This window comes from Pontibacter sp. SGAir0037, assembly GCF_005491705.1.
In the GTDB taxonomy this organism is placed as follows: Bacteria; Bacteroidota; Bacteroidia; order Cytophagales; family Hymenobacteraceae; genus Pontibacter.
The window spans coordinates 333,306-356,497 of record NZ_CP028092.1 but is presented as its reverse complement, the minus strand read 5'-3'; the positions used below and the strand labels follow the sequence as shown (position 1 = coordinate 356,497).

Annotated in this window: 14 protein-coding genes and 3 tRNA genes; 4 read left to right on the top strand and 13 right to left on the bottom strand. The window is 41.8% G+C overall.

All coding sequences use genetic code 11. The features are described from left to right. From C1N53_RS01505 to C1N53_RS01460, 10 genes are all read right to left on the bottom strand, one after another. Complete coding sequence (locus tag C1N53_RS01505; RefSeq protein WP_137757642.1) at positions 1 to 1,866, bottom strand: DUF1080 domain-containing protein; 1,866 nt, start codon at positions 1,864 to 1,866, stop codon at positions 1 to 3. A 45-nt stretch (positions 1,867 to 1,911) separates the two neighbouring features. Further along, positions 1,912 to 2,652, bottom strand: a complete 741-nt coding sequence (locus C1N53_RS01500; RefSeq protein ID WP_206077605.1) for a basic secretory protein-like protein — start codon at positions 2,650 to 2,652, stop codon at positions 1,912 to 1,914. A gap of 365 nt (positions 2,653 to 3,017) precedes the next feature. Beyond that, positions 3,018 to 3,902, bottom strand: a complete 885-nt coding sequence (locus C1N53_RS01495) for an ROK family protein (protein ID WP_137757641.1) — start codon at positions 3,900 to 3,902, stop codon at positions 3,018 to 3,020. 103 nt (positions 3,903 to 4,005) lie between these two features. Continuing rightward, on the bottom strand, positions 4,006 to 4,929 hold the full coding sequence (locus tag C1N53_RS01490; protein ID WP_137757640.1) for an endonuclease/exonuclease/phosphatase family protein: 924 nt from the start codon (positions 4,927 to 4,929) through the stop codon (positions 4,006 to 4,008). Positions 4,930 to 5,057: 128 nt separating this feature from the next. Then, positions 5,058 to 7,355, bottom strand: a complete 2,298-nt coding sequence (locus C1N53_RS01485; RefSeq protein ID WP_137757639.1) for a GH92 family glycosyl hydrolase — start codon at positions 7,353 to 7,355, stop codon at positions 5,058 to 5,060. 186 nt (positions 7,356 to 7,541) lie between these two features. Beyond that, on the bottom strand, positions 7,542 to 9,191 hold the full coding sequence (locus C1N53_RS01480) for a RagB/SusD family nutrient uptake outer membrane protein (RefSeq protein ID WP_206077604.1): 1,650 nt from the start codon (positions 9,189 to 9,191) through the stop codon (positions 7,542 to 7,544). Positions 9,192 to 9,202: 11 nt separating this feature from the next. After that, positions 9,203 to 12,247: a SusC/RagA family TonB-linked outer membrane protein gene (locus tag C1N53_RS01475; RefSeq protein WP_240773346.1), complete on the bottom strand. Its 3,045-nt coding sequence runs from the start codon at positions 12,245 to 12,247 to the stop codon at positions 9,203 to 9,205. Between the two features lie 579 nt (positions 12,248 to 12,826). Continuing rightward, the gene (locus C1N53_RS01470; protein ID WP_137757637.1) at positions 12,827 to 13,870 is read right to left on the bottom strand and encodes a LacI family DNA-binding transcriptional regulator; all 1,044 of its coding nucleotides are present in this window, start codon (positions 13,868 to 13,870) and stop codon (positions 12,827 to 12,829) included. A gap of 151 nt (positions 13,871 to 14,021) precedes the next feature. After that, positions 14,022 to 14,103, bottom strand: a tRNA-Leu gene (locus tag C1N53_RS01465). Positions 14,104 to 14,227: 124 nt separating this feature from the next. Continuing rightward, the gene (locus C1N53_RS01460) at positions 14,228 to 16,489 is read right to left on the bottom strand and encodes a TonB-dependent receptor (protein ID WP_137757636.1); all 2,262 of its coding nucleotides are present in this window, start codon (positions 16,487 to 16,489) and stop codon (positions 14,228 to 14,230) included. A gap of 371 nt (positions 16,490 to 16,860) precedes the next feature. Here C1N53_RS01460 and C1N53_RS01455 point away from each other — a divergent pair, with 371 nt between their 5' ends. Further along, on the top strand, positions 16,861 to 17,619 hold the full coding sequence (locus tag C1N53_RS01455) for an ABC transporter ATP-binding protein (protein ID WP_137757635.1): 759 nt from the start codon (positions 16,861 to 16,863) through the stop codon (positions 17,617 to 17,619). A gap of 49 nt (positions 17,620 to 17,668) precedes the next feature. After that, positions 17,669 to 19,030, top strand: a complete 1,362-nt coding sequence (locus C1N53_RS01450) for a hypothetical protein (RefSeq protein ID WP_137757634.1) — start codon at positions 17,669 to 17,671, stop codon at positions 19,028 to 19,030. Positions 19,031 to 19,422: 392 nt separating this feature from the next. Here C1N53_RS01450 and C1N53_RS01445 read toward each other — a convergent pair. Together C1N53_RS01445 and C1N53_RS01440 are read right to left on the bottom strand one after the other, a co-directional pair. Beyond that, positions 19,423 to 19,495 (bottom strand) — tRNA-Lys (locus C1N53_RS01445). 139 nt (positions 19,496 to 19,634) lie between these two features. Further along, positions 19,635 to 19,707 (bottom strand) — tRNA-Lys (locus C1N53_RS01440). A 160-nt stretch (positions 19,708 to 19,867) separates the two neighbouring features. On the opposite strand from C1N53_RS01440, the gene C1N53_RS01435 reads away from it, so the two are divergent. Continuing rightward, a complete protein-coding gene (locus tag C1N53_RS01435; RefSeq protein WP_240773345.1) occupies positions 19,868 to 20,515 on the top strand; it encodes an SH3 domain-containing protein in 648 nt (215 codons plus the stop codon). Between the two features lie 206 nt (positions 20,516 to 20,721). Here C1N53_RS01435 and C1N53_RS01430 read toward each other — a convergent pair whose 3' ends face one another. Further along, positions 20,722 to 21,528: an SDR family oxidoreductase gene (locus C1N53_RS01430; protein ID WP_137757632.1), complete on the bottom strand. Its 807-nt coding sequence runs from the start codon at positions 21,526 to 21,528 to the stop codon at positions 20,722 to 20,724. Between the two features lie 180 nt (positions 21,529 to 21,708). Between C1N53_RS01430 and rlmD the strand changes: the two genes are divergently transcribed. Then, positions 21,709 to 23,121, top strand: coding sequence for a 23S rRNA (uracil(1939)-C(5))-methyltransferase RlmD (gene rlmD / locus C1N53_RS01425; RefSeq protein WP_137757631.1), 1,413 nt, complete (start codon positions 21,709 to 21,711; stop codon positions 23,119 to 23,121). Positions 23,122 to 23,192 lie beyond the last annotated feature (71 nt).

The window sequence follows — 23,192 nt, the reverse complement described above, 5'->3', positions numbered from 1 at the left end:
TTAGAAAAGAATAGAATAGCTTAGCTTGCCCTTTACCGGTACAATCAGCTCTTTCTTGCCATTGGAATCACGCACCACTGGCTTTGCGCCTCCGGCATCGTCTACACGCAGGTAATATGATTTACCGTCGATCACATACATTTCTTTGGAAACAGCCTCTATGGTATTACCTTCGGCCAGTTTGGCGTAAAGGTCACCTGAAGGATTCTGAACCGCTATGGATCGGCGGATTCCCTGGCCGTTCTCCAGCACTCTTACCTGATCTTCAACCGAAGTGCCATACACTAAATACTTAAAGGTTGGCTGATCCTGCTGATCCAGCACATAGCCTTTCGGACGGAAGCCTGTACCTGCTGTATCGGCTACCCAGGCAGCATTACCGGAACTTAGTTTTGCAATGGTGAAAGATGGTTTGCCCAGATATTGTACTGTGCCGAGCGGACGGGAAGTACCGTTACCACGGTTGTACCACATAGGTGTTGCATCCAGAAAACCGCCACGCCATACCTGTACAAGGTTGCCATTATCCTGGTCGTAGGTATAGTGCACCTGCTCCGGACTACCTACCGATACAGCATGCACTACCTTGGCAGAAGGCCCGTTACCAGTAGGAGCAGGAAGGTCCATAAAGCTGCGCAGAATTGTATTAGCTGGTGCATCTACCAAAATAGGACCGGCTGGTGTATTTCCGTTGGCACTGGCATCTATGGCATCGCCCAGAATAAAGGCACGAATACCCGGACCCATAATGTTAATGCCAAAGGCAGGCTTGCCCCACTCTACCATTTTCTGGTATACCATTTCGAAAGGATAGTCGCCTGCAGCCAAAGTAGCTCTTCCCATGGCGTTGCGGCCTCCCATCGGAAGATTCACTTTATCCCCGATTTTCATCTGGCCTCTTCCGTTAGCCGTATTCAGGTTGAAATAATAATCGCCTGGCTCCCGCACTTTTAAAGTTCCGGTATAGCGGATAATGTAATCCTTCGGCAGGTTTTCTATTCCGCCGGTCAGCATTGTCATTGGTCCTTTTGCCTCTGGTGGCAAGCTATTATAGTCCGGCTCTTTTTCGAACTTACCTTTAAAAACAGCATAGTTCAGGTTCACCAGTTCAGGACGGGGTTTGTTAAATTCGCTTACTATGATGTTGCGGAAAGCCACTGCGCCGTGGTCTCCCTGGAAACGCAGCGGTCCTGTTGGTTTTTCATCGTTTGCAATTGCGCCGCGGGTTGGCCCGGTTAGCTCTACGTTCTCATGTATGGTAACGCCATTCAGTTCAGCGCGGAGGATTTTGGCATTTTCTATTTTTTTACCGCTGGCATCGAAACGTGGTGCCTGAAACGAAATGCGCAGGTGCTGCCATAAACCAGGCGCACGGCTCACATTCTGGCGTGGCGCATAGCCCTCATAACCTTGCTGTCCGTTAGGTCTTTTGTCGTCCCAACGCTGATAAATGCCACCGTTGCTACCGTAAGTAGCTTTCTTGTTTTCCCAACTGTCTTCCAGTTGAATTTCATAACGTCCCTGCAGGTAAACACCAGAGTTAGCGCCTTTGGCCATCATAAAATCAAGCTCCAGGTCTACATCGCCATACTCCTGCACTGTGAGCAGGTCTGCACCTTTGTTCTTTTTAGTAGGGTTATTCACCAGCACACCTGATCCGCCGGAGGTACTTATTACGTTTGTTTTCTCCAGGTTTGCGGTTACATCGCCTGCTACACTCCAGCTTTTGCCCGGGTCTCTGAACTGAGACAGGTCGTTCAGCGGAAGCGGCTTCGACTGGCTTGCACTAACTTGTGCAAAGGCCGAACTTGCTCCACATACCCAGGCTAAGGCCAGTGCAATAGGAAAAAGTCTTGTTTTTAACATACTGCGTTTTTATAATTAGAAAGTTGAATAGGTTCTTATTTTATACTATAAAGCCGGATTCTGCGCATACACCTGCCACAGTTCGTCTACTGTTTTACCAGTTAGTTTTACCCATGTTTCCGGTGTATAAGTACCTGATCTCATAGCAGAGTCGAGGTTGTCCACAATCTTTGCGTTAATGTTTTTCTCCAGCCAGGCCAGGAAACGGCCTGTTATGCGGTAGCTGTTTGTGTAACTATGCTCCGGCTTCAGTTCCGGCAAAGACCAGTTGGCCCCTGCGTTATCTACACCATATTTATACCTTACATAATCGGTTATACCTTCTGTTAACCACCCCGGACCGGCACCTCCTTTATAAGCCTGCACAATATGAAAAGCCTCATGCGTTACCACATCAATATCGCCCGGGTGTTCCAGCATCCATTTAGGGCTATACCGGATAATGCCTGAACTGGCAGCAGCAACTCCCTGGTATCCGGGATCTATTACAAAAGTAACTTTTCGGGCTGTGTTAGGATTAAAGCGCTTGGCTTCCTGTGGATATACAGTAAAGAAAGCATCTATCATCTTTTTCTTGATGTCGGCTCCGTTCTGGTGAAACAGAGAATCCTTGTTAATAAAGACCAGCGTGTAAGGCCCTCGGGTAACAGAGTCTTTGCTGATATAGTCTCCTATATAAGTCCATCTGTTTTCCCTGCTCTGCTTCCTGTCCTGTGCCTGTCCGTGGGTAATCACTCCCAAGGCTAATATCATCAGATAGAAAGCCGATGTAATTGTTTTTTTCATACATGTAAAAATCTAAGCAGCTTCTTTAGTCATTATGAATGCTATGGGTATAGCTTCAGGCATGGACCAACTAATCATGCTACAGTTTTAATTAATTGTTTATCAACTGATTGAAAAATCATTATTAAATATAGCAATTAAAATTTATTATGCCTTTAAAACAATGTTAAAACTCCGAATTTGAGCATTTATGACAGTGCCAGGAGCTTATCAGGTAAGAAGTAAGCATTTCTCCCGGAGGAGAAATGCTGTACCTCTCTACTCACCTAATCTAACTTTAAAAAAACACAATAAAAAACTCTTCCTTTTCAGATAAACGCTTGTTAAATAATAAACCGTTTTAGCTCAAGCGCGTCATAAATTATTTATGAAGATAATACCTTGTTTCGAATCCAGCTACTGGCTGCTCCAACTAAAGGTGCTTCTTCCCCTAATTCGGCAATTCGGATCGGAACGAATATTCCCGCCTGTGTAAGGTAGCTTTCCATAGCCGGGAAAAATAGACTGTGCGCCTTCGAAATATTGCCGCCTAACACGACTAACTCAGGATTCTCCCTCTGAATAAACAACGTTAGAAAGGCACCCATATTTTCTCCGAATTCAGCAAAAACCTGTTGCAGGGCAGGACTAACAGTTACTGCTTCTGAAATTTCTTTTACACCTGCAAAATGCTTCCCTGTCAGTTCTGTACTTCTTCTTAAAAACCACCTGGTAGACAAATAATCTTCAGCAATTCCATCTTTAAAAGGTGTATTCCAGAGATCGGCATCCTCTACTATACCATCGTCACTTTTAGCCGATCCAAGACCTGTACCCAGTGTTAACCCCAGTACTTTTTTGTAGCCACGCGCTATGCCGCATACCACTTCTCCCTGTAAGAATGACTCAGCATCATTAGAGAAACTAATGTTTTCAGAACTGATAGCCAGCTTCTCAGAAAGCAGCTCTTTTACATTAAGTTTATATAAAGCATCATACTTGTTCTGGCCATTGATAAGCGATATGCCTGCTTTATAATCGAAAGGCCCCGGCATGGCAATACCGATTTTACCACAAAATGATGCGTTGTTTTCTATAACTTTTCGAATTACCTCACACCAATCGTTTATAATATCGGCTGCTTTACCCCCTGTATTTATTTCTTTTCTTTCACAACTTTCTTCCAGAAGTGAATATGTATTTAAGTTTACCAGAGCCGCTGTTATATGTGAACCTCCAATATCTATACCCAACACTGTTGAATCGCGCATAAATTCTTCCTTATTTATTACTAATCTTAAAATAATCTGCTTTAAAGTTATAACCTTAATCTAAGTTTAAAGCATTATTATTGCCTCTTTTATTATATTTCTTTTAAAAAGACAGCTCTACCATAACGGGAAAATGATCTGATGGCATTTTGGCTTCATATTTATGCAAGGCAACTTCATTCGGGAAATTACCTGAATCTTCACGCTTTGCCTCCTGGCCCGGTTTTGCCTCTCCCCTATAGCTGTCGGTTAATATTCCGTATCTTTTTACTTTAAACTTGTTACTAACAAAAATATGATCTATGCGACTTTCTGTTTTTGTATTTGCATTAAATCCGTTAAAAGTGCCTGTGGAAGCATATCGCACAGGTGTAATTTCATAAGCATCTTCTAACAGATCTGAGTTCTGCAGTAGCTTATACCCTTCATTGTTCTGGTCTATATTAAAATCACCTGTCAAAATCACTGGCGAAGTACCTGCCATCGTTTTGATTTTTTCCAGTATCAGCTTAGCACTTTCGCTGCGTGCTTTTACACCTCTGTGATCGAAATGGGTGTTGAACAGGAAAAATGTAAGTCCGGATTTTACATCCTGAAATTGCCCCCAGGTACAAACTCTTGGTAAAGCAGCGTCCCAACCTTTGTTCGGGCGGTCTGTTACTTCGGAAAGCCAGAAGGTGCCTTGTTTTAGTAGTTTAAATTTGTCTTTCTTATAAAAAATCGGCGAAAACTCACCTGCAGCTTTACCATCATCTCTTCCTACACCTATATAACCGTAAGCTGGTAAGCTTTTAGCAAGATCCTGTAACTGATTAGCCAGCACTTCCTGTGCACCGAAAATATCGAAATCATGAAATTGAATGAGGTTCTCTATCACGGGCAAGCGCTGCTTCCACAAATTGCCTTCATCTCCGGGGTTGTCGTACCTGATATTATAGGTTGCCACTCTTAACTGCTGCCCCGCCACTTTAAAGCCTGACAGGATCACCATAAGCACAACACTAAGAACTACAAATATCTTACTCATACACTGGTTCTGCTTCGGCAGATTTTAATTATTTACAAGTTAAACCAAGCTTATTCGCTCGGTGATTTTAAAGCAATAGGCAGTAACAGTAAGCTGCTGCTATTTTGAAGCAGCTTACTGTTACAGTTTTATTTTGACTCCTGGTTTGAGAATGAGTATGGGAAAGCATCTTTCTCAGTACCACGTTTCGTATTCGGCTCAGCACCCATATCAAACTGTATTTTCGCACCTTTCATTAAGTTTTCATGCGAAAGCCAGTTCTTTTCATACTTCTTTCCATTCACACGCATGCTTTGCACGTACAGGTTTTGGTCGCTATTCTTGGGAGCTTCTATCTCTAGCTTTTTACCATTCTCCAGTGTGAGCGTTACCTTCTTAAATAAAGGTGCTCCTACCACATATTGGTCGGTAGCCGGGCAAACCGGGTAAAAACCTAATGCCGAGAACACATACCAGGCAGAAGTCTGCCCGTTGTCTTCGTCTCCACAGTAGCCATCCGGAGTAGGCTTATACATGCGGTTCATGGTCTCTCTTACCCAATACTGCGTTTTCCAAGGCTCACCGGCAAAGTTATACAAGTAGATCATGTGCTGAATCGGCTGGTTGCCGTGCGCATACTGCCCCATGTTCGCAATCTGCATCTCACGAATTTCATGTATCACGCCGCCGTAGTAGCTGTCATCGAAAACAGGAGGCAACGTAAATACAGAATCCAGTTTAGCTACAAAGTTTTTACTTCCACCCATCAGATCTACAAGGCCCTGCACATCATGAAATACAGACCAGCTATAGTGCCAGCTGTTCCCTTCTGTAAAAGCATCGCCCCACTTAAATGGGTTAAACGGAGATTGGAATTTACCATCCTGGTTTTTGCCACGCATTAACCCTGTGGAAGGATCGAACAGGTTGCGGTAGTTCTGACTTCTCTTGGCATATAAATCGATTTCAGCCTGAGGCTTGTTCAAAGCTTTTGCCAGCTGGTAAATAGCAAAGTCATCGTAGGCATATTCCAGGGTACGGGCTGCATTCTCGTTAATTTTTACATCATAAGGCACATAGCCTAACTTGTTATAGTATTCAACTCCCTTACGCCCGATGGCTGTGATTGGGCCTTCATTATTGGCGCCGTGAACTAAAGCTTCATAAAGCTTTTCAATATCATAGCCCCTCAATCCTTTTACATAAGCATCGGCCACAACAGAAGCAGAGTTATTTCCCACCATAATATCGGCATAACCAGGGCTGGACCACTCAGGCAACCAGCCACCTTCTTTGTAGTCGTTGATTAGCCCCTCCTGCATCTCTTTATTAATAGAAGGAAATGCCAGGTTCAGGAATGGGTATAGCGCTCTGAAAGTGTCCCAGAAACCAGTACCGGCAAACCGATAGCCTGGCAGTGTTTCACCGGTATATGGGCTGTAGTGTACAATCTTATTGTTGGCATCCAGTTCATACATCTTATGCGGGAAGAACAGGGTACGGTATAAGCAGGAATAAAAAGTGCGAATCTGTTCCTCGGTACCTCCTTCCACAGCTATTCTGCTAAGGGTTTTGTTCCAGATGTCTTTGGCTTTACGTTGTGTGGTGTTAAAATCATCGGAAGCCAGTTCTCTCTTAAGGTTCAGCTCTGCCTGCTCCAGGCTGATAAAAGAAGACGCAACACGCAGATGCACCTGCTCCCCTTTTTTGGTTTTAAAGCCAACGATGGCACCAGCATGGTCGGCATTCATCTCCTGCTTGCCTTTTTCCAGCTTGTTACCACTCCAGGTATGAGAGAGGGTAAAAGGTTTATCAATATAAATCACAAAGTGATTCTTGAAGTTCTTTGGGTTGCTGCGGGCATTTTTGGTAGTGTATCCTACAATTTTATTTTGACCAGGTATAACCTTTACATAAGATCCTTTATCAAGAGCATCGATTACGATAAAAGAGCTATCATTTTGAGGAAAAGTAAATCTGAATTGCGCTGCACGTTCTGTAGGTGTAATTTCTGTTGTTACATCATGATCGGCCAGGTATACACTATAATAATACGGTTTAGCTATTTCAGCTTTATGCGAAAACCAACTCGCCCGGTCGTCCTGGTTAAATTTGATCTTACCAGTAACAGGCATGATCACAAACTGACCATAGTCGTTCATCCAGGGAGAAGGTTGATGTGTCTGTTTAAAGCCTCTGATCTTATCAGAAGCATAGGTATAAGCCCAACCATTCCCCATGGTGCCTGTTTGCGGCATCCAGAAGTTCATGCCCCAAGGCAATGCGATGGTGGGATATGTATTACCGTTTGAAAGGCTCGGCTTTGAGTCTGTTCCCATTAAAGGGTTAATCCATTCAACAGGATCGGTTACCTTACCAACTATATTAGTTTGAGCAGATACCGCAGAAGAAAGTAGCAAGAAAATATAAATGAACGTTTTTTTCATTTACCTGGAGTAGAAAGATGAAGTAATATATTTTGTAGTAATAATATTAATTACCTGTAAACTTACAAAAGGTACTGTTATGAAAGCTTGGTTATGTAATGATAAAAGCTAAAAAAAATACTTGTTTAGCTTTTATAAAAAAACCTACAACTCCAAAAGATTTTAGAGTTGTAGGTTAATAAGCTATTAATTATAACCTGGATTCTGTTTCAGGTTAGGGTTAAGCGAAGTTTGACGTCTTGGGATTGGGAACAACTCCTTTGTTGGATCCGATGGCTGGTGATCCCACCATGAAGCAGTAGTAAACTTCCCAAATCGAATCAGGTCCTGACGACGGAATCCCTCAAATATAAACTCTCTACCTCTTTCAGCTAATAATTCATCTAAAGTAAGGGTTGCAGTTGTATACTTTTCATTCTCCCAATCAGCTGGATCAAAAGCTCTCTGCTTTACCTGATTAATTAATTCGACAGCCTCTGCAGTAGCGGCCCCTCCATTCTTTCTCATAAGAGCTTCAGCTTTAGCAAAATACACCCAAGACAATCTATAAATTGCCCAGTCAGTACTATTATATTTTGGATCTGTAGAAGCTCCTAATTTATATTTATTGAATCTTACACCACTGTTTTCTTCACCTTGCGTCATATCTGATGGAAGTAACTCAGGATCTGTTCCATTCTGCTCTGCTACTCGGTTTCTTCTGATGTTATCAACAAAAACAAGTGGCTGATTATGATATTCGTTTCCACCTTGAGCAATAACAGGCTTAGTTGGATCATCGTAACGCATTTGAGGCCCAATTAAGAGCCACTCTTTTTTCCTCTTATCATTGTCTTTAAATTTATCATAAACTCCAGGAATCACAACTACGCCATCATTACCATTTCTAGCCCCTCCATAGATGTGTCTTTGATCGAAGTGATAGAAGTCTCCAGGCCATGAAGGTTGAAAGTTAGCTACTTGAAATTCATAGGCAATTGAGAACAAAATTTCCTTCGATAAGTTATTTGTTGGTTTATAAGTATCTAGGATATTATCATCAAGAGACGCCGCTCCTGTTTGTCCGCCAGCTTCGCCAGAGATAAGCTTATTTGCAGCAGAAATGGCATCGTCCCAACGTGGAGTTCCAGTCCATTTTTCTGCGTTTAAATATAATTCCACTAGCATGGCATAAGCACCCGCCTGAGACATACGACCTACCATAGCAGAAGATAATTTAGGCGCTTTATTTATATTCTCTAAAATCTCCTGCTCAATAAATTTGAACACCTCTGCTCTTGGCTGTGTAGGTGGACTTATTGGTTCCCCTACTTTTGTAACGATAGGAATATTACCATAAAGATCCATTAGTTTTAAATAGTGGAAAGCTCTCAGTAGTCTTAACTCGGCAACAAAGGCGTCTTTCTCAACTTGTGTAAGGCCCATTTCAGCGATACTCCTTTTCTCAAGGTTTTCGATTGGATCTGTACAGAGGCCTAAGCCCCACCACATCAACCTCCAAGGATTCCAAGATGAATCATCATCGGGTGTTGTAGTATGATAATGTAGGCGAATCCACTCACCTCCATCTTGCCCATGTCGTCCTTTTACAGGCCAAGCTAGTTGATCCGCAGAAAGTTCACTTACTCGCCACCAACCGTTCTGCCCCGGGGTAGACCAAGCGTTTGCATGGGTGTAAGGTCTCAGAACAGCAGAAATTACTTCATTTTTATTGTTATAGAAGTTATTAGTAGTTAAGCTACTATACACATTTTCTTCTAAATCAGTGCAAGCATTTATTGCAAAAAGAGGCACTGCTAGTACTGCTATTTTAAAAAATTTATTTATTCGCTTCATTATATTAGTTTTTAAAATCCTACGTTTAGACCGACTAATATGGACCTTGTATTTGGATAAGGATCACGAGTATCCATACCAGGAGCTAATCCTGTATCACTTACAAAGTCAGGATCATTTCCTGTATATTTAGTAAATGTAGCCAAATTTGCTCCTGTAGCATATAATCTAAGATTTCTGATATAGGATGTATTCAATTTAAAATTATAACTCAAAGTTACTTCATCCAGCTTCACATGATCTCCTGGTTCTAGATAGTAATCAGAATACTGATATGTATCATTTAATTGAGCATGTCTGGTGAAGGCACTATTTAATAGGTTGTTAGGTAAGGCAGTCTTATTACCGTAAGCCATTTCTCTTCTATTCAAAATATCGTAATCGAAACGGCCTCTCAAAAATACCCTTAGCCCCCAGTTTTTATAGCCAAAATCGTGAGTCATCGAGGCAAGGTATTTAGGCATTCCGTTTCCTATAATAGCAAGATCAGACACATTTGGATCAATTGATCTATTTAATTGACTGAATGGAACTTGTGAACCATCACGTTTATAAAATAACCATTTGCCATTTTCATCAAAACCTGCAAAACGAGCGCCATAAAAATTACCAACTGCTCCCCCCTCATCAAGTCTTATTGCGTTACCCAAAGCTCCATATCCACCAATATCACCTGTCATGATTTGCTGCTGCTTATAGATATCATTAGAGAAAGTTACAAACTTGTTACTCACTGTACTTGCAGTTGCATCTATATTCCATCTAAAATCGTTCTTCTTGATTGCAACAGCACTTAATCCTATTTCAATACCTTTATTGGCAATTTCACCTACGTTAGTAGTTATTGTCTCTCTGATAAATGGAGGCAACTGTGAGGTGTAATTATAAACTAAATCTGTTGTATTTCTTTTAAATACATCAATCGTACCACTTAGTCTATTATTTAGTACACTAAAATCAATACCTGCATTAAATTCTCCTTTTCTTTCCCACTTTAAATCTGGGTTGGGGTTTTTATCAGGTCCATAGGTTTGCCGCCAAACACCATCCGGATTGATGTATAAACCGCCACCGCCTAACGTTACAAGTGAAACATAATTACTGAATCCCTGATTTCCAGTCACACCAAAGCCAGCTCTAAGTTTTAAGTTGTTCACAAAAGTGACACTTTCCATAAAGCTCTCCTTGCTAATATTCCAACCGGCAGAAACAGCCGGGAAATCGCCCCACTTATTGTTTGCTCCAAATCTTGATGACCCTTCCCTCCTGTATATTAAGGACAACATATATTTATCCATGAAAGAATAGTTGAATCGACCAAAGAACGCAATTAGAGTATTATCAGCTTTACTACTACCCATACCTGCTTTACCTAAACCAAGTTGGTTTCCTGTACCTATGTTATTTTCCCTGAAAACATCATTTACAAAACCAAGGTTAAAAGCATTAAAACTCTCAGAAACTGCATATTGGTAACTATAACCACCTACAGCGTTAATATGATGATTGTTAGCCAGAATTCTATCAAACTGAATAGTTGGTTCGAATACATAGTCGACTCCTAAAAAGGTATTTCTAGAAGCATATCCACCACCTCTAAAAATATCATTCTCTAAAGAGTATTCTGAAGCGAGTTCTCTGTACGCACCGTCTATATAGCTGTTGCGTTGTACACCTGCAAACATTGAAGCTTTTAAACCTTTCATAAGTTCTAAACCTACGGATGCACTTGCAGCAGTAGTTTGTTGCTGTCTTCTGTTAGTTTCTTGTTCTAATCTGGCAACTTCGTTTGTACTTGTTTGCTCAAAATAAAAAGATCCATCAGGGTTATAAACTGATTGGGTAGGATTTCTAATTAGAGAACCTTCCCAGCCGCCGCCACCTAATAAATTTGCATTATTAAAGTTTGTCGACAAAATTAGCTGTGCAGTTAAGCGATCATTTAATCCACTGTGATTTAAGTTGATTCTTCCGCCATATTGCTTCCTTCCATTCTCTTTAGCAATACCTTGCAAATCCTGATAATAAACACTCGCGCTATAGTTTGTATTATCACCACCACCTGATAATTGCATATTATGGTACTGACTTAGATTACTTTTATTTATCAACAAATCATAAAAATCTGTTGAATGCCCATAATCATTTGTTGCACTTATTAGGCCTTCTGCAATTTTTTGGCGATACTGATCTGCGTTCATGAAGTCAGCTCGGTCTCTTACATACTCTCTTCTAAAGTAAGTATTGTAATCAAACCTAGCCTGACCGGGTTTTCCTTTTTTAGTTGTAACTAAAATCACACCCCCATTAGCACGCGTACCGTAAATAGCAGCAGCAGACCCATCACGTAATACACTAATCGATTCTATGTCATCCTGCTGCAACAGATCTAAGTTACCTCCTGGTATACCATCAATTACGATCAGAGGAGCAGTACTAGCACTTACAGAACCAGCTCCCCTTAGTTGTATATTTACACCTGAGTTTGGATTTGAGCCACCCGTTCTGGTAATAGCTAAACCAGGAATCTTACCCTGCACTAAATCTAAGGCATTTCTAGCCCCAGATTGTCTAAAATCCTCTTGCGTTACATTACTTACAGCCGAAGTAATTTCCTCTCTTCTTTGCGAACCATAACCAACCACCACAACTTCACTTAAAGCGGCTGCATCTTCAGCAAGCACAACATTAATAGAAGCCCTTGAATTAACAGGAACCTCCTGTGTTATAAAGCCTATATAAGAGATTACCAGAACACTAGTGTTACTTGGAACACTAATTGTATACTCTCCATTAGCATTTGTAACTGTACCTGTAGTAGTACCTTTTACACTGACAGAAGCTCCAGGCAGAGGCCCACCTGTTTTATCTGTAATACGGCCTTTCACTTCCATCTCCTGCCGCTTCACAGCACCATCAGGCAATGACGTGTAAGCTGAAATCAGAGAGTTATCCCCTGAATTCTCTCCTCTGGCTGCAGAAGCCGGGGAGGATAAACCTGTACACAGTGACAGAGAAAGCGCGCTAATACCGAGTATCCGCCCTTTCCCCTTCACACTGCCCAGCAGGTTTTCAATTAGTAGTCCTCGTTTCATATAAAAAATTAATTATTAAGTTTCATAAATATCACCCTAAACCTCTTGCTAAATCAAAGATATCTTCAACTAATTCAACAAGCTGCCTATGATAAAACTGCCCTGGATCTTTCGTCTAAATTTTTTAAAACGATTTAGCAAGCTTTCAACAACAATCCAGAAGATTTATTTAAGTATTTACAGTCTGGCAAAAACTATTTTATAAGCAGCAGTACCAGACACAGTACATTTCAATTTTGATAAAAACGATTTAGCAAAAAACCCTGATTATTAATGCCAAATTTCTATTTTTCTATTAAAAATTGAATCTGCATAAGTAACTTATACATTAAATTTATTCTAATAATAAACAAAGTGCTTCATCAATATTAAAAATAACTTCTCTATTTTCCAAGTAATATTCTTAATATTAAATGTTTTGCAACAAGTAATTTTTTAATGTGAGCAATTACTTATTTCCGACCTAAATATATATATTGATTTTTAAATTTCAATAGTTCTTTCTTTTTTTTGTTAGCATTTAATCATTCAAGAACAATTTCATATCACCACATCCAAATCAGTTCTGCTCAAGCTTGAGCCTCGCACAATAAGTTTTGCGGGTAGTGTAATCGTCTCAACGGCTTTTGCTTTGGAGGAATCTTCTAACTGATCAAGCACCATTTTAATAACGGCTTGCGAAATTTCTTCTACGGGCTGTGCTACAGCTGTAATAGGAGGATTATAGAGTTTAAAAATATCATGGTCATCGAAAGAGGCTAACCCATATCTGCCTTTACCTTTCGTATCCAGGTTCTGAATAGCCTCAATTCCCCAGGTACCAATATAGTTTGTTGCCGTAAATATGGCGTCTACTTCAGATTGCTTTTTAAGGTAGGAGGCAATCTGCTGTACATTCTTTTCTTTAGACTCATCAAAGGCAAGCCTTTTAACATAGGGCTTCAGCTTGTGGTCTGCCAACGCTTTTTTGTAGCCTCTCAAGCGCTCTTCCATTTGTGACTGGCGTGAATCTAAGGTAATGAAAGCGATATCTTTATAACCTTGTTCAATCAAGTGCGTGATGGCCCGATAGGTGCTTTCATAATTATCAATCACCACATAATTTGTCTTTAAATTAGTGTAGTAACGGTCAAATAAAATCACAGGATAATTGTCGCTGATTAACGACTGGATTTCATCTTCGATACCTGCCGGTGGTGTAATAATGTAGCCATCTATGTTCCAGTCCCGGAACATGTTTATAAGCTCTCTTGCTTTTTCAGGGTTATTCTCAGTACTACAGTAGATAATTTTGTAGCCTTTTTTATGGGCATTTTCTTCTATCAGGCGGGCAACGTTAGAAAAAAAGACATTGGAAATATCTTCCACCATCAGGCCAATAATTTTGGTCTTGCCTGTGCGCAAGCTCTGGGCAATCTGGTTTGGCTTATAACCAACTTCCTTTACCAGGTTCAGCACCTTGTTGGTCAGGTCTTCACTAATCCGCTTCTCCTTGGCTTTGCCATTCAGAATAAAGGATACTGTTGTAATTGAAATATTTAATTGACTGGCAATATCGCGGATAGAAAGCTTCTTCTTTTTCATTTGTACCTGTTTATGAAGCTAAAATTCAAGGTGCAACGTCTTTTTTACACTTTTGAAAGAACTTCGGAGCTAAACTTAAACTGGGGAGTCTATTTACAGCACAATATAATAAAAAAGCCCTGTTATTTAAAACAGGGCTTTTAAGGAAATGTGCGCACGGGGAGATTCGAACTCCCACACCCGAAGGCACCACCCCCTCAAGATGGCGTGTCTACCAATTTCACCACGTGCGCAGATTGAATTGGTGGATGCAAAAGTAGCAAGCGGTTATGACATTTGCAATGCAGCAAACCTGCTTTACAGTGCATTTTTTCATTCAATTATCACTATCTCTGTTAATCAGCATTTTAACCGTTTCTAGTTAAGCAAAGTATACCTCAAACCCATAAATAACCTCCTGCCCTGTAAAGGAGCGTAATTATACTCTGTATCGAAACTATAGTTATAGGGGTTATTTACCTCCACCTCTTTATCAAAAGGATCAAAGGGGCGCATCAGGGGGTGCTTCGGCATAAAATTAAAAATGTTCTTTATACCTCCATATACCTCAACGCCATTGCCAAGCAGTTTTGTGAGCTGCACATGCTGCAATGTAAACCAGGGCGACTTGGCAGGCCTGAAATCATTTTCCTGCACAGGCAAGCGCATCGGCCCTCTGATACTCCCGGTATAATCTACCGAAAGGCCAGCTCCTTTCAGCTCGTAGGAAGCTGCAAATGTAGCTGATACAGCAGGAGCATGTAGCTGAGGTATTCTTTCTTTTGCCTTTACCTCCGATGCCTGCACCTGGTACACATCCATTAAGGTAAGACCGGCATTTAACCGGAAAGGGAAATTAAACCTCATTTCTGCATCTAACGCGACACCCTTGGAAATGGCATAGCCGCTTAAGTTATCATACAATATAAGATTATTGTCTGTCAGAAAATCTGCCACAATCTTATTAGTAAAATAAGTATAAAAGACACTTGCCTGCAGCTGCATATAACCCGCTGCCATATTAATAAAGTGTTGATAGTTTACATTTGCATTATAAGACCGCTCTGGTTTTAGCTCCTCCTTTACAACCACTTCTCTTGCACCGGTGAGCGCCGCATGATCTTCTGTAAAAAGATTAACCACTCTGTACCCATTGCCTAAACTGAAACGCCAGCTGCTTTGCTGGTTGGGGCTCCATTTCAGGTTGATTCTGGGCGTAAAAATGCTGCCATGCTCTGAGTTATAGTCATACCGCAGTCCCGTAAGCAGTGTGGTGGCAGCAGAAACATTCCATTCGTCCTGCAGAAAAAGGCCAGGCAGCAGGGTGTGCACTGGCTCGTTCTCCGGCTGGTGCGCAACAGCTGATTGGGTTGCCGGTGTATTATCATCGTAAAAGGTATAGCGGAGGGCAGTACCTGCTAAAAAGTTATGCCTATCTCCGATAGCTTTACTCCAGACCAACTGCCCGAAAAGAACCTTTTGTCTTGCCTTAAATGCTTCTGCACCATAAGCGGCATTCTGGTCATGATCGTTAAAGGAATAGTTCAGCATTACATGCTCGGCTCCGGGCATCTGGTAAGCACCCAGTACTTCAAGGCGTCTTGTATAAACAGATTCACCATACACCTCATCTCCTCCCCTGTGGGCCGGAGTCCATTGCAGTTCACCCCCAAACCTGTCTTCGTAGTAATAGCGTACAGCCAGACTGGCCACTTTATTACCTGGCCTGTTCAAACTCCATTTATTAAAAAGAGAAATACGATGCTGCAAAGGCACATCCGTAAAGTTATCGCCGTTTACATCCCTCCTATCCGAAAAGCGGTAATAATTCGCACTCACCAGAGAAGAAGCTTTTGTAAACCGTTTACTAAAACCAATATCTGCAGATAATTCTTGGTGAGATGTATAGAACACATCCGCCGTAGCTACAGGAGCAGTTAAAGGGCTTTTGGTAATTATGTTAATAAGCCCTGCTACCGCTTCAGAACCATACAAAGTCGAAGCCGGGCCTTTTACCACTTCCACCCTCTCCACCAGGCTGTTAGGAATACCACTTAAACCATAAACTGTTGACAGAGCACTTACAATGGGCATGCCATCGATCAATACCATTGTATAGGCTCCTTCCATTCCATTGATATGTATGTCGCCAGTGCCACAAACATTACAGTTTAGCTGGGGCTGCACGCCATTCACTATTTCCAACGCATTAAAAAGGGAGGGTGTAGGATTCTTTAAAAAGTATTTTGGAGTATACACCTCAACAGGAACCGTTGACTCAGACAGGAACGTCTCACGCATTGTACCCGAAACTACTACTTCCTGCAGTTCCGTAAGACTCTCCGGCAACACCACCTGCACTTCCGTCACCTCCCCCGCTTTAACTTGTACTTCCAGTTCTTTAAAACGAGGCGATCCCATTGCCTTTACTTTTAAGGTATGAGTGCCCTCCGGAACTTGATCGATTGTGAATTTTCCTGCTCTATCAGTACTTGCGCCTAACGTTGTATTTGATAGCCCAACATTTGCATAAGCCACAGCACCCTTTGCAGTTGTAACTGTCCCCTGCAAGCGCCCGTGCTGGGCACTCAAAACAATCGGGTAAACCAGCATTATTATAAGTAGATAATATTGTTTCATACGCATCGAATTAGCTGCACCTAAACAAGGTACGAAACAACATTAATAATATGTTTTAAATATTTAAAATTTATTTTTAGACTAACCTAAATACAATAACCCTTTATGACTTTAGTCAGCTTGTGTCTCATTTATCTTTTAATACATTCATAATAAAGCGGTTATAAAACTTATCAGCTAAGCAGAAACCTTCTGTACAGGCTTTGATGTTGCTCTTCTTATAGCTTGAAGCTTTTAAAAAAGAACAAAAAGAAAGAATAGACTGAATATATTTTAGCTTCTCCTGTTAGGACTTTCCAAAGCTAAAGCTTAACTTTATTATCGGAATACAATTCTTGATCAAGCAATACACCTCAGGAATATATAACTATATGGGTATACAAATAAAAGGTTTAACCAAAACATTTGGTAAGAAGAAAGTTCTCCAGGAACTTGATATCAACATTGAAAAAGGCCAATGTTACTGCCTGTTAGGTAAAAACGGAGTGGGTAAAAGCACTTTTTTAAATTGTATTCTTGATCTAATTAAACCGGATGCAGGCTCAATTCGATTATTAGGAAAAGACTATATTTCTGATAACATAACTATAAAGCAGGACTTAGGCGCTTTATGCGAAGACAATCCGCTGATAGAAGAGTTTTCAGGTTTAGAGTATCTTAATTTTGTGGCCAAATTATACCACTTGCCTCAGCCTGAAGCCGAACAGCGTATTTCCAGCCTTACAAGATATTTTTTCTCTGAAACGGAGTCTCTGCATAAGAACATTGCAGGCTATTCTACCGGCATGAAAAAGAAGGTAGGTATTGCGGCTGCCATGCTGCATAAACCTAGCATTCTTATTCTTGACGAACCTTTTACAGGCTTAGACCCTATTGCCGCCCAACTCCTGGTGCAGCTTATCCGCAACTATCAGAACCCGAACAGGGTTATACTTATCTCCTCTCATGACCTGAACTACGTTGAGAAAGTTGCCACGCATATAGGCGTGCTTAACGACGGGCAGCTGATGTACCACGGCTCAGTACAGGAGTTTACGATGAACGGCGAAAACCTGATCGACCAGGCCCTGTTCCAGCTATTGCTACCACACCATAATACAGAAGCAGACATAGACTGGATGCTGAACTAGTTTTACTGGCTGAGGGTTTAGGTAGAAACGCTTCACTTACTACTTTACTATGGAATTAGTATTATATTCCTGCAAAGCAAAGCTGAGCAGTTACTTTCGGCAGAAGAGATTACAACGGTCACTTCTGCTAGGATTAGGCATTATAGCCTCAGGTTTTTACAGTTGGCTTTTTTCTTTTCTGCTTTTACAGGCTCAGCAAGGGGACATAGATTTAACAGCAGCTAAAGTAATCAGCTACGCAAACCTGCTTATACTGGCTATTACCATACTGCGCGGTTTTTTCCCGGCTTATATACCTAAAACTGAATTTATTCATAGGTTATACCCCGTAAAAGCATTTCAGAAATTCTGGGTTGAGCTGGTGGTTGAACTGGCCTCTCCATTCTATTTTGTGCTGGCCAACTTCTTCCTGATTCTTTTCATGATGTCGCCTGCGTATAGTTTCCTACACTTGCTGCAGAGCATCACTGTATTACTTACAGCACATATTACCAAACGCTCTTTCCAGGTAATCATCGAAAGAAAGATTCAATGGCGAAGCATTAACTTTTTATCTGCAGCAGTTATGGCCGGCGCATTCCTGGCTGTACAGGCTCGCAGCCCTATGTTCGAACCTGCTGCCTCATGGCCTTACCTGGGGGTACATCTTGTAGCGGCGGCATTCTTTTTGGTATCTAACTACCTGCTGGAGCAGGCTGCCCTGGAGCCGAAGCGCAGAACGGTTAACTATAGTCAGGATGCACGCAGAGGCTTGGGCTGGAGGCTTTTCACCAACCACAAAATGGCAAAGCAGCTATTACTTTTCGGTTTGGTCTTAAAAGCATTTATGCTGGCAATGGACGCTATCGCTTTTAGCATGAAAGGTGTACACATCTTTGACAAGAACCCGTCTGTCTGGCTATTTATGGGGCCTCTGGTTATATACTCTTACGTCTTCAATAATGTATGGGGCTTCTACAAAAACCTGTGGCTTACAACAGAACGCACCAGCGGCAACTATATGGACTTTGTAAAAGTAAGTCTGCTATCCATCCGGCTACCCCTTTTGCTGGATGCAGGCATCGTACTGCTTTACCTGGCACTGTTTAACCACGAGAAAGCTTACTTTATTATACCCATGTATATAGCTTCTGTGCTTGCTTTAACGCCTATTGGTATCATTGCTTCCATAGTAAGCCCAAAGGTCGTGAGAGGCGGCATTATGAGCTTTACAGCCAAAACATCTTACCTGTTCAGTATTATATCAATCCTGACAGTCGGGCTCCTGTTTCTGCCACTGCTGCACCCGCTTCTTTTTCTTGTTTACCCTGTAGTAATTGCGGTAGCGTTGTTTGCAGCTGTGGCTGTTATAAAGGAGTACCCGAAATACAAGTACAAAATGTTTGAAACGCTGTATAAAACAGAAGCCTGAACACAGCATCTTTATTCTACAGAGAGCCCCTGCATTATCACTGACAGGGGCTTTTTAGTTTATATACTCTTGCACTTCAAGCAATCTTATGCTTTATAGAAGGACTCAATTACAGGTATAGCTAGCGGCGTTTTATAACAACGATGCGATTGCGTAGGTGAAAGACAAAGAGACAAGGTTCTGCCATGAGAGGCACAGAAACAGATTTAAAGCTATGCAAAGGTTTTCTTATGCTTATTGCCAGAAATACACTTGGTTTATCCTTGTAATACAAATTAAAGCAATAAGTAACAGAGGCAGGCACAAAGCAGAACAGGTAAAGGCGCCAAATCCAGGTTTAGCTGAAAAAACAAAAGCCGTTTAAGAGTAACTCTTAGACGGCTTTTGTTTTGTGATCCCGCTGGGATTCGAACCCAGGACCCATACATTAAAAGTGTATTGCTCTACCAGCTGAGCTACGGAATCGGTACTTATTTCCTGTTTGGGAGTGCAAAAGTAGAAGCTTTTATTTAATATACAAAATATTTAAGCTTTTATTTTTTTCACTACAGCAAACTGAGGCAAAATAAAAGAGCCTCTCCTTCTGAAAAGGCTCTTTCGCTTGTGATCCCGCTGGGATTCGAACCCAGGACCCATACATTAAAAGTGTATTGCTCTACCAGCTGAGCTACGGAATCTTTTTACTAAATTGCATCTCTAAGGGCGTTTCCCTTAATTGCGATGCAAAATTAACAGCAATCTTTTTAAATGCAAAACCTTTGGTTCAAAATAACAGCATTTTTGCTCCTTTTTTCTCTCTCACTAATTAAACCTGCTTATAGTCAGTCAGATAAAATTATGCTTGAGCAGGCAGATTCTTTATTTAATCTTCAGCAATATTCTGATGCTTTCCAGGTATACGAAACTATCCTGGAAAAAGAACAACTTTACTCCCCTCAAATGCTACTGAAGATGGCTTACATAAAAGAAGGCCTAAAAGATTACACAGGGGCTATGTATTACCTGCACTTGTTTTATACAAAACAACCCAGCCGTTCTGTGCTAAAAAAAATGGAAGAACTGGCACAGGCACACCGGTTGAGCGGCTATGAGTACAACGACCTGCAGTTTTTTAAAACACAGTTCAGCAAGCACTACATGCGTATTCTGGAACTCATGTTAATAATAGCGGTAGTGACCGTTACTGTAATGGCCTTTAGGTGGCGCAGTGGCTACAGATTCAGCAAAACTTTTAAAGCGGGCTTTATCTGTTACCTGCTTTTCATCATTTACTACATCAACTTCCTGAACCTGGGAAACGAGGGGATCATCAAAAACGACTATGTGGCTATTATGTCGGCTCCTTCGGCTGGTGCTTCCTGGTTAGCCACTACCTCCCAGGGCCATAAAGTGCCCATTACCGGCGAACAGGATATCTGGTATGAAATTAAATGGAAAGGCCAGAAAGCCTATATCCGTAAGAATAATGTACTGGAACTACCCTGAAAAGATGTTAACTTATAGATGTTAGATACTAGAGTTTAGATAGTAGATTTTGGTGAGAGCAATCTAATGGGCGGGTGAAAGTTTGATATAATATTTTTTTCCCAAGCTTCATTATACTAGCTCTCGTTTATTTTACCAATTCTCCTTTTGCCTAAGCTTAACATCTAAAATCTAATACCTAGCGTCTACTATCTGACATCTTTTAATTATTTCAACGGAGAGTCCTTCTCTTTGGCCATCACGTTATATACCAGTTTGTCGGCTAAACTTGGGAAGAGCTTGTTTACCCACACAGCCATTTTTCCCTGGCCAGTCATTACTAAGTCTCGTTTGCGCTTTATAGTTGCTTTCAGAATTCTGTCAGCTACTTCTTCGGCGCTCATCATTTTTTCTTCTTCCCGGGGCGTTTCCCCCTGCTGCTGCCCGTTAGCGGATAAAGCTGAATTGCGAATGTTGGATGCTGTAAAACCCGGGCAAGCCAGCAGTACATGCACGCCTTTATAAAGCAATTCTGTACGAAGAGTTTCCAGGAAACCATGCATGGCAAATTTAGAGGCCGAATAGCCTGTACGGGCTGGTAATCCACGATAGCCTGCTATAGAAGATATACCTATAACAGAACCTTTTGTAGCCATAATATATGGTAAAGCAAACTTAGTGCTATACACTGTTCCCCAGAAATTAATATCCATTACCTTCCGGATCACGTCCAGGTCCAGATCCTGGAACAAGGCCCGCATCGAAATGCCTGCATTGTTCATCAGAATATCAAGCTGGCCATATTTTGCTACTGTTTCCTGTACCATACGCTCACACTGTTCCTCCACACTCACATCGGCCTGAATAGCCAGATGATCAATGCCGGCTGCTGCCAGTTCCTGGGAGGTTTCCTGTAAAGTTTGCTGGTTACGGCCTGAAAACGCCACCTTTGCTCCCGCTCTGCCAAAAGCAAAGGCACATGCTTTTCCAATACCTGATGTTCCGCCTGTTATAAGAATTACTTTATCTTTCATAATAAGGTATAACTGTTTTGCATTAGCCAAAACACTGATGCACCTGCAAAGGTAAGCGTATGTAAAGTAATTCCTGAAAAAATGTATGACGCACCTGCCTGAATAGCCTGCCTCCATGCCAAACGCAACACAATTCAGTTCCGGCTATTACTCCTCCTTATTTTTGACTAATTTTGCAGCATCGTGAAAAAGAAGAAAAAGCAAGTATTCGAGCTACTCGAACATATTAAGATTGAGGAGATGGCGGCAGAGGGCAAATGCCTGGCGCGCCACAACAACATGGTTATTTTCGTAGGCGGTGTTGCCCCTGGCGATGTGGTAGACCTGCGTGTAACCAAAAAGAAGAAGAACTTTATGGAAGCTACTCCGGTGCACTTCCACGAGTATTCTGAACTTCGTATACAGCCTTTCTGCGAGCACTTTGGAGTTTGTGGCGGCTGCAAGTGGCAACATATTGGCTACGACACCCAACTATATTATAAACAGAAGCAGGTAAAGGACAACCTCGAACGCATCGGCAAAATACCGCTTCCGGAATTTGACCCTATTCTGGGCTCTGCTAAAACCACCTATTATCGCAATAAACTGGAGTTTACCTTCTCCAACAATGGCTGGCTAACCAATGAACAGATCAAGTCGGGTGCTGCGTTCGACCGGAACGTACTCGGCTTTCACATTCCTGGCCGCTTCGACAAGATACTTGATATCCAGAACTGCTACCTGCAGCCAGATCCTTCTAATAATATAAGGCTTGAAGCCAGAAAGTATGCCAGAGAAAACAATTTGGTTTTCGGAGACCTGGTACGAATGGAAGGCCTGTTGCGTAACCTGATCATCCGTACTGCCAACACAGGTGAACTGATGGTATTACTGCAGGTACGGGAAAACGACCAGGAGGCGATTACCGGCCTCCTGGACCATCTCTTGTCTACATTTCCGGAGATTACGTCGCTGCAATATGTTGTAAATGCCAAAGGCAACGAAACATTCCACGACCTGGACGTGATCTGCTATAAGGGCCTGCCTTATATACATGAAGAAATGGAGGGCATCAGGTTCAGAGTGGGGCCCAAATCTTTTTACCAGACCAATGCCGACCAGGCCTACGAGCTTTACAGGTTAACCCGCGAGTTTGCCAACCTGACGGGCAATGAACTGGTATACGACCTTTACACCGGAGCCGGCACGATAGCTAACTTTGTAGCAAAGCAGGCCAGAGAAGTAATTGGCATCGAATACGTACCAAGTGCTATAGAAGACGCTAAGATCAATTCGCAGATCAACGAAATCAGTAACACGACCTTTTATGCCGGCGACATGAAAGACATTCTTTCAGACGACCTGATTGCCCGCCATGGAAAACCGGATGTTATTATAACGGACCCGCCTCGGGCAGGCATGCACCCTGATGTGGTGGAAAAACTGTTGCAGGTGCAGGCCGATCGTATTGTATACGTTAGCTGCAACCCAGCCACACAGGCCCGTGATCTCGAATTACTTTCTGTGAAATATGGCGTTACGCGTGTACAGCCCGTAGATATGTTTCCACAGACGCATCACGTAGAAAATATAGTTCTGTTAACTTTAAAATAAGAGGTAAGCCACACGATTTAAACCTTTGTTGCCTACAGTTTAAACAAGCTCCTGTTACTTTAAAGTACGGC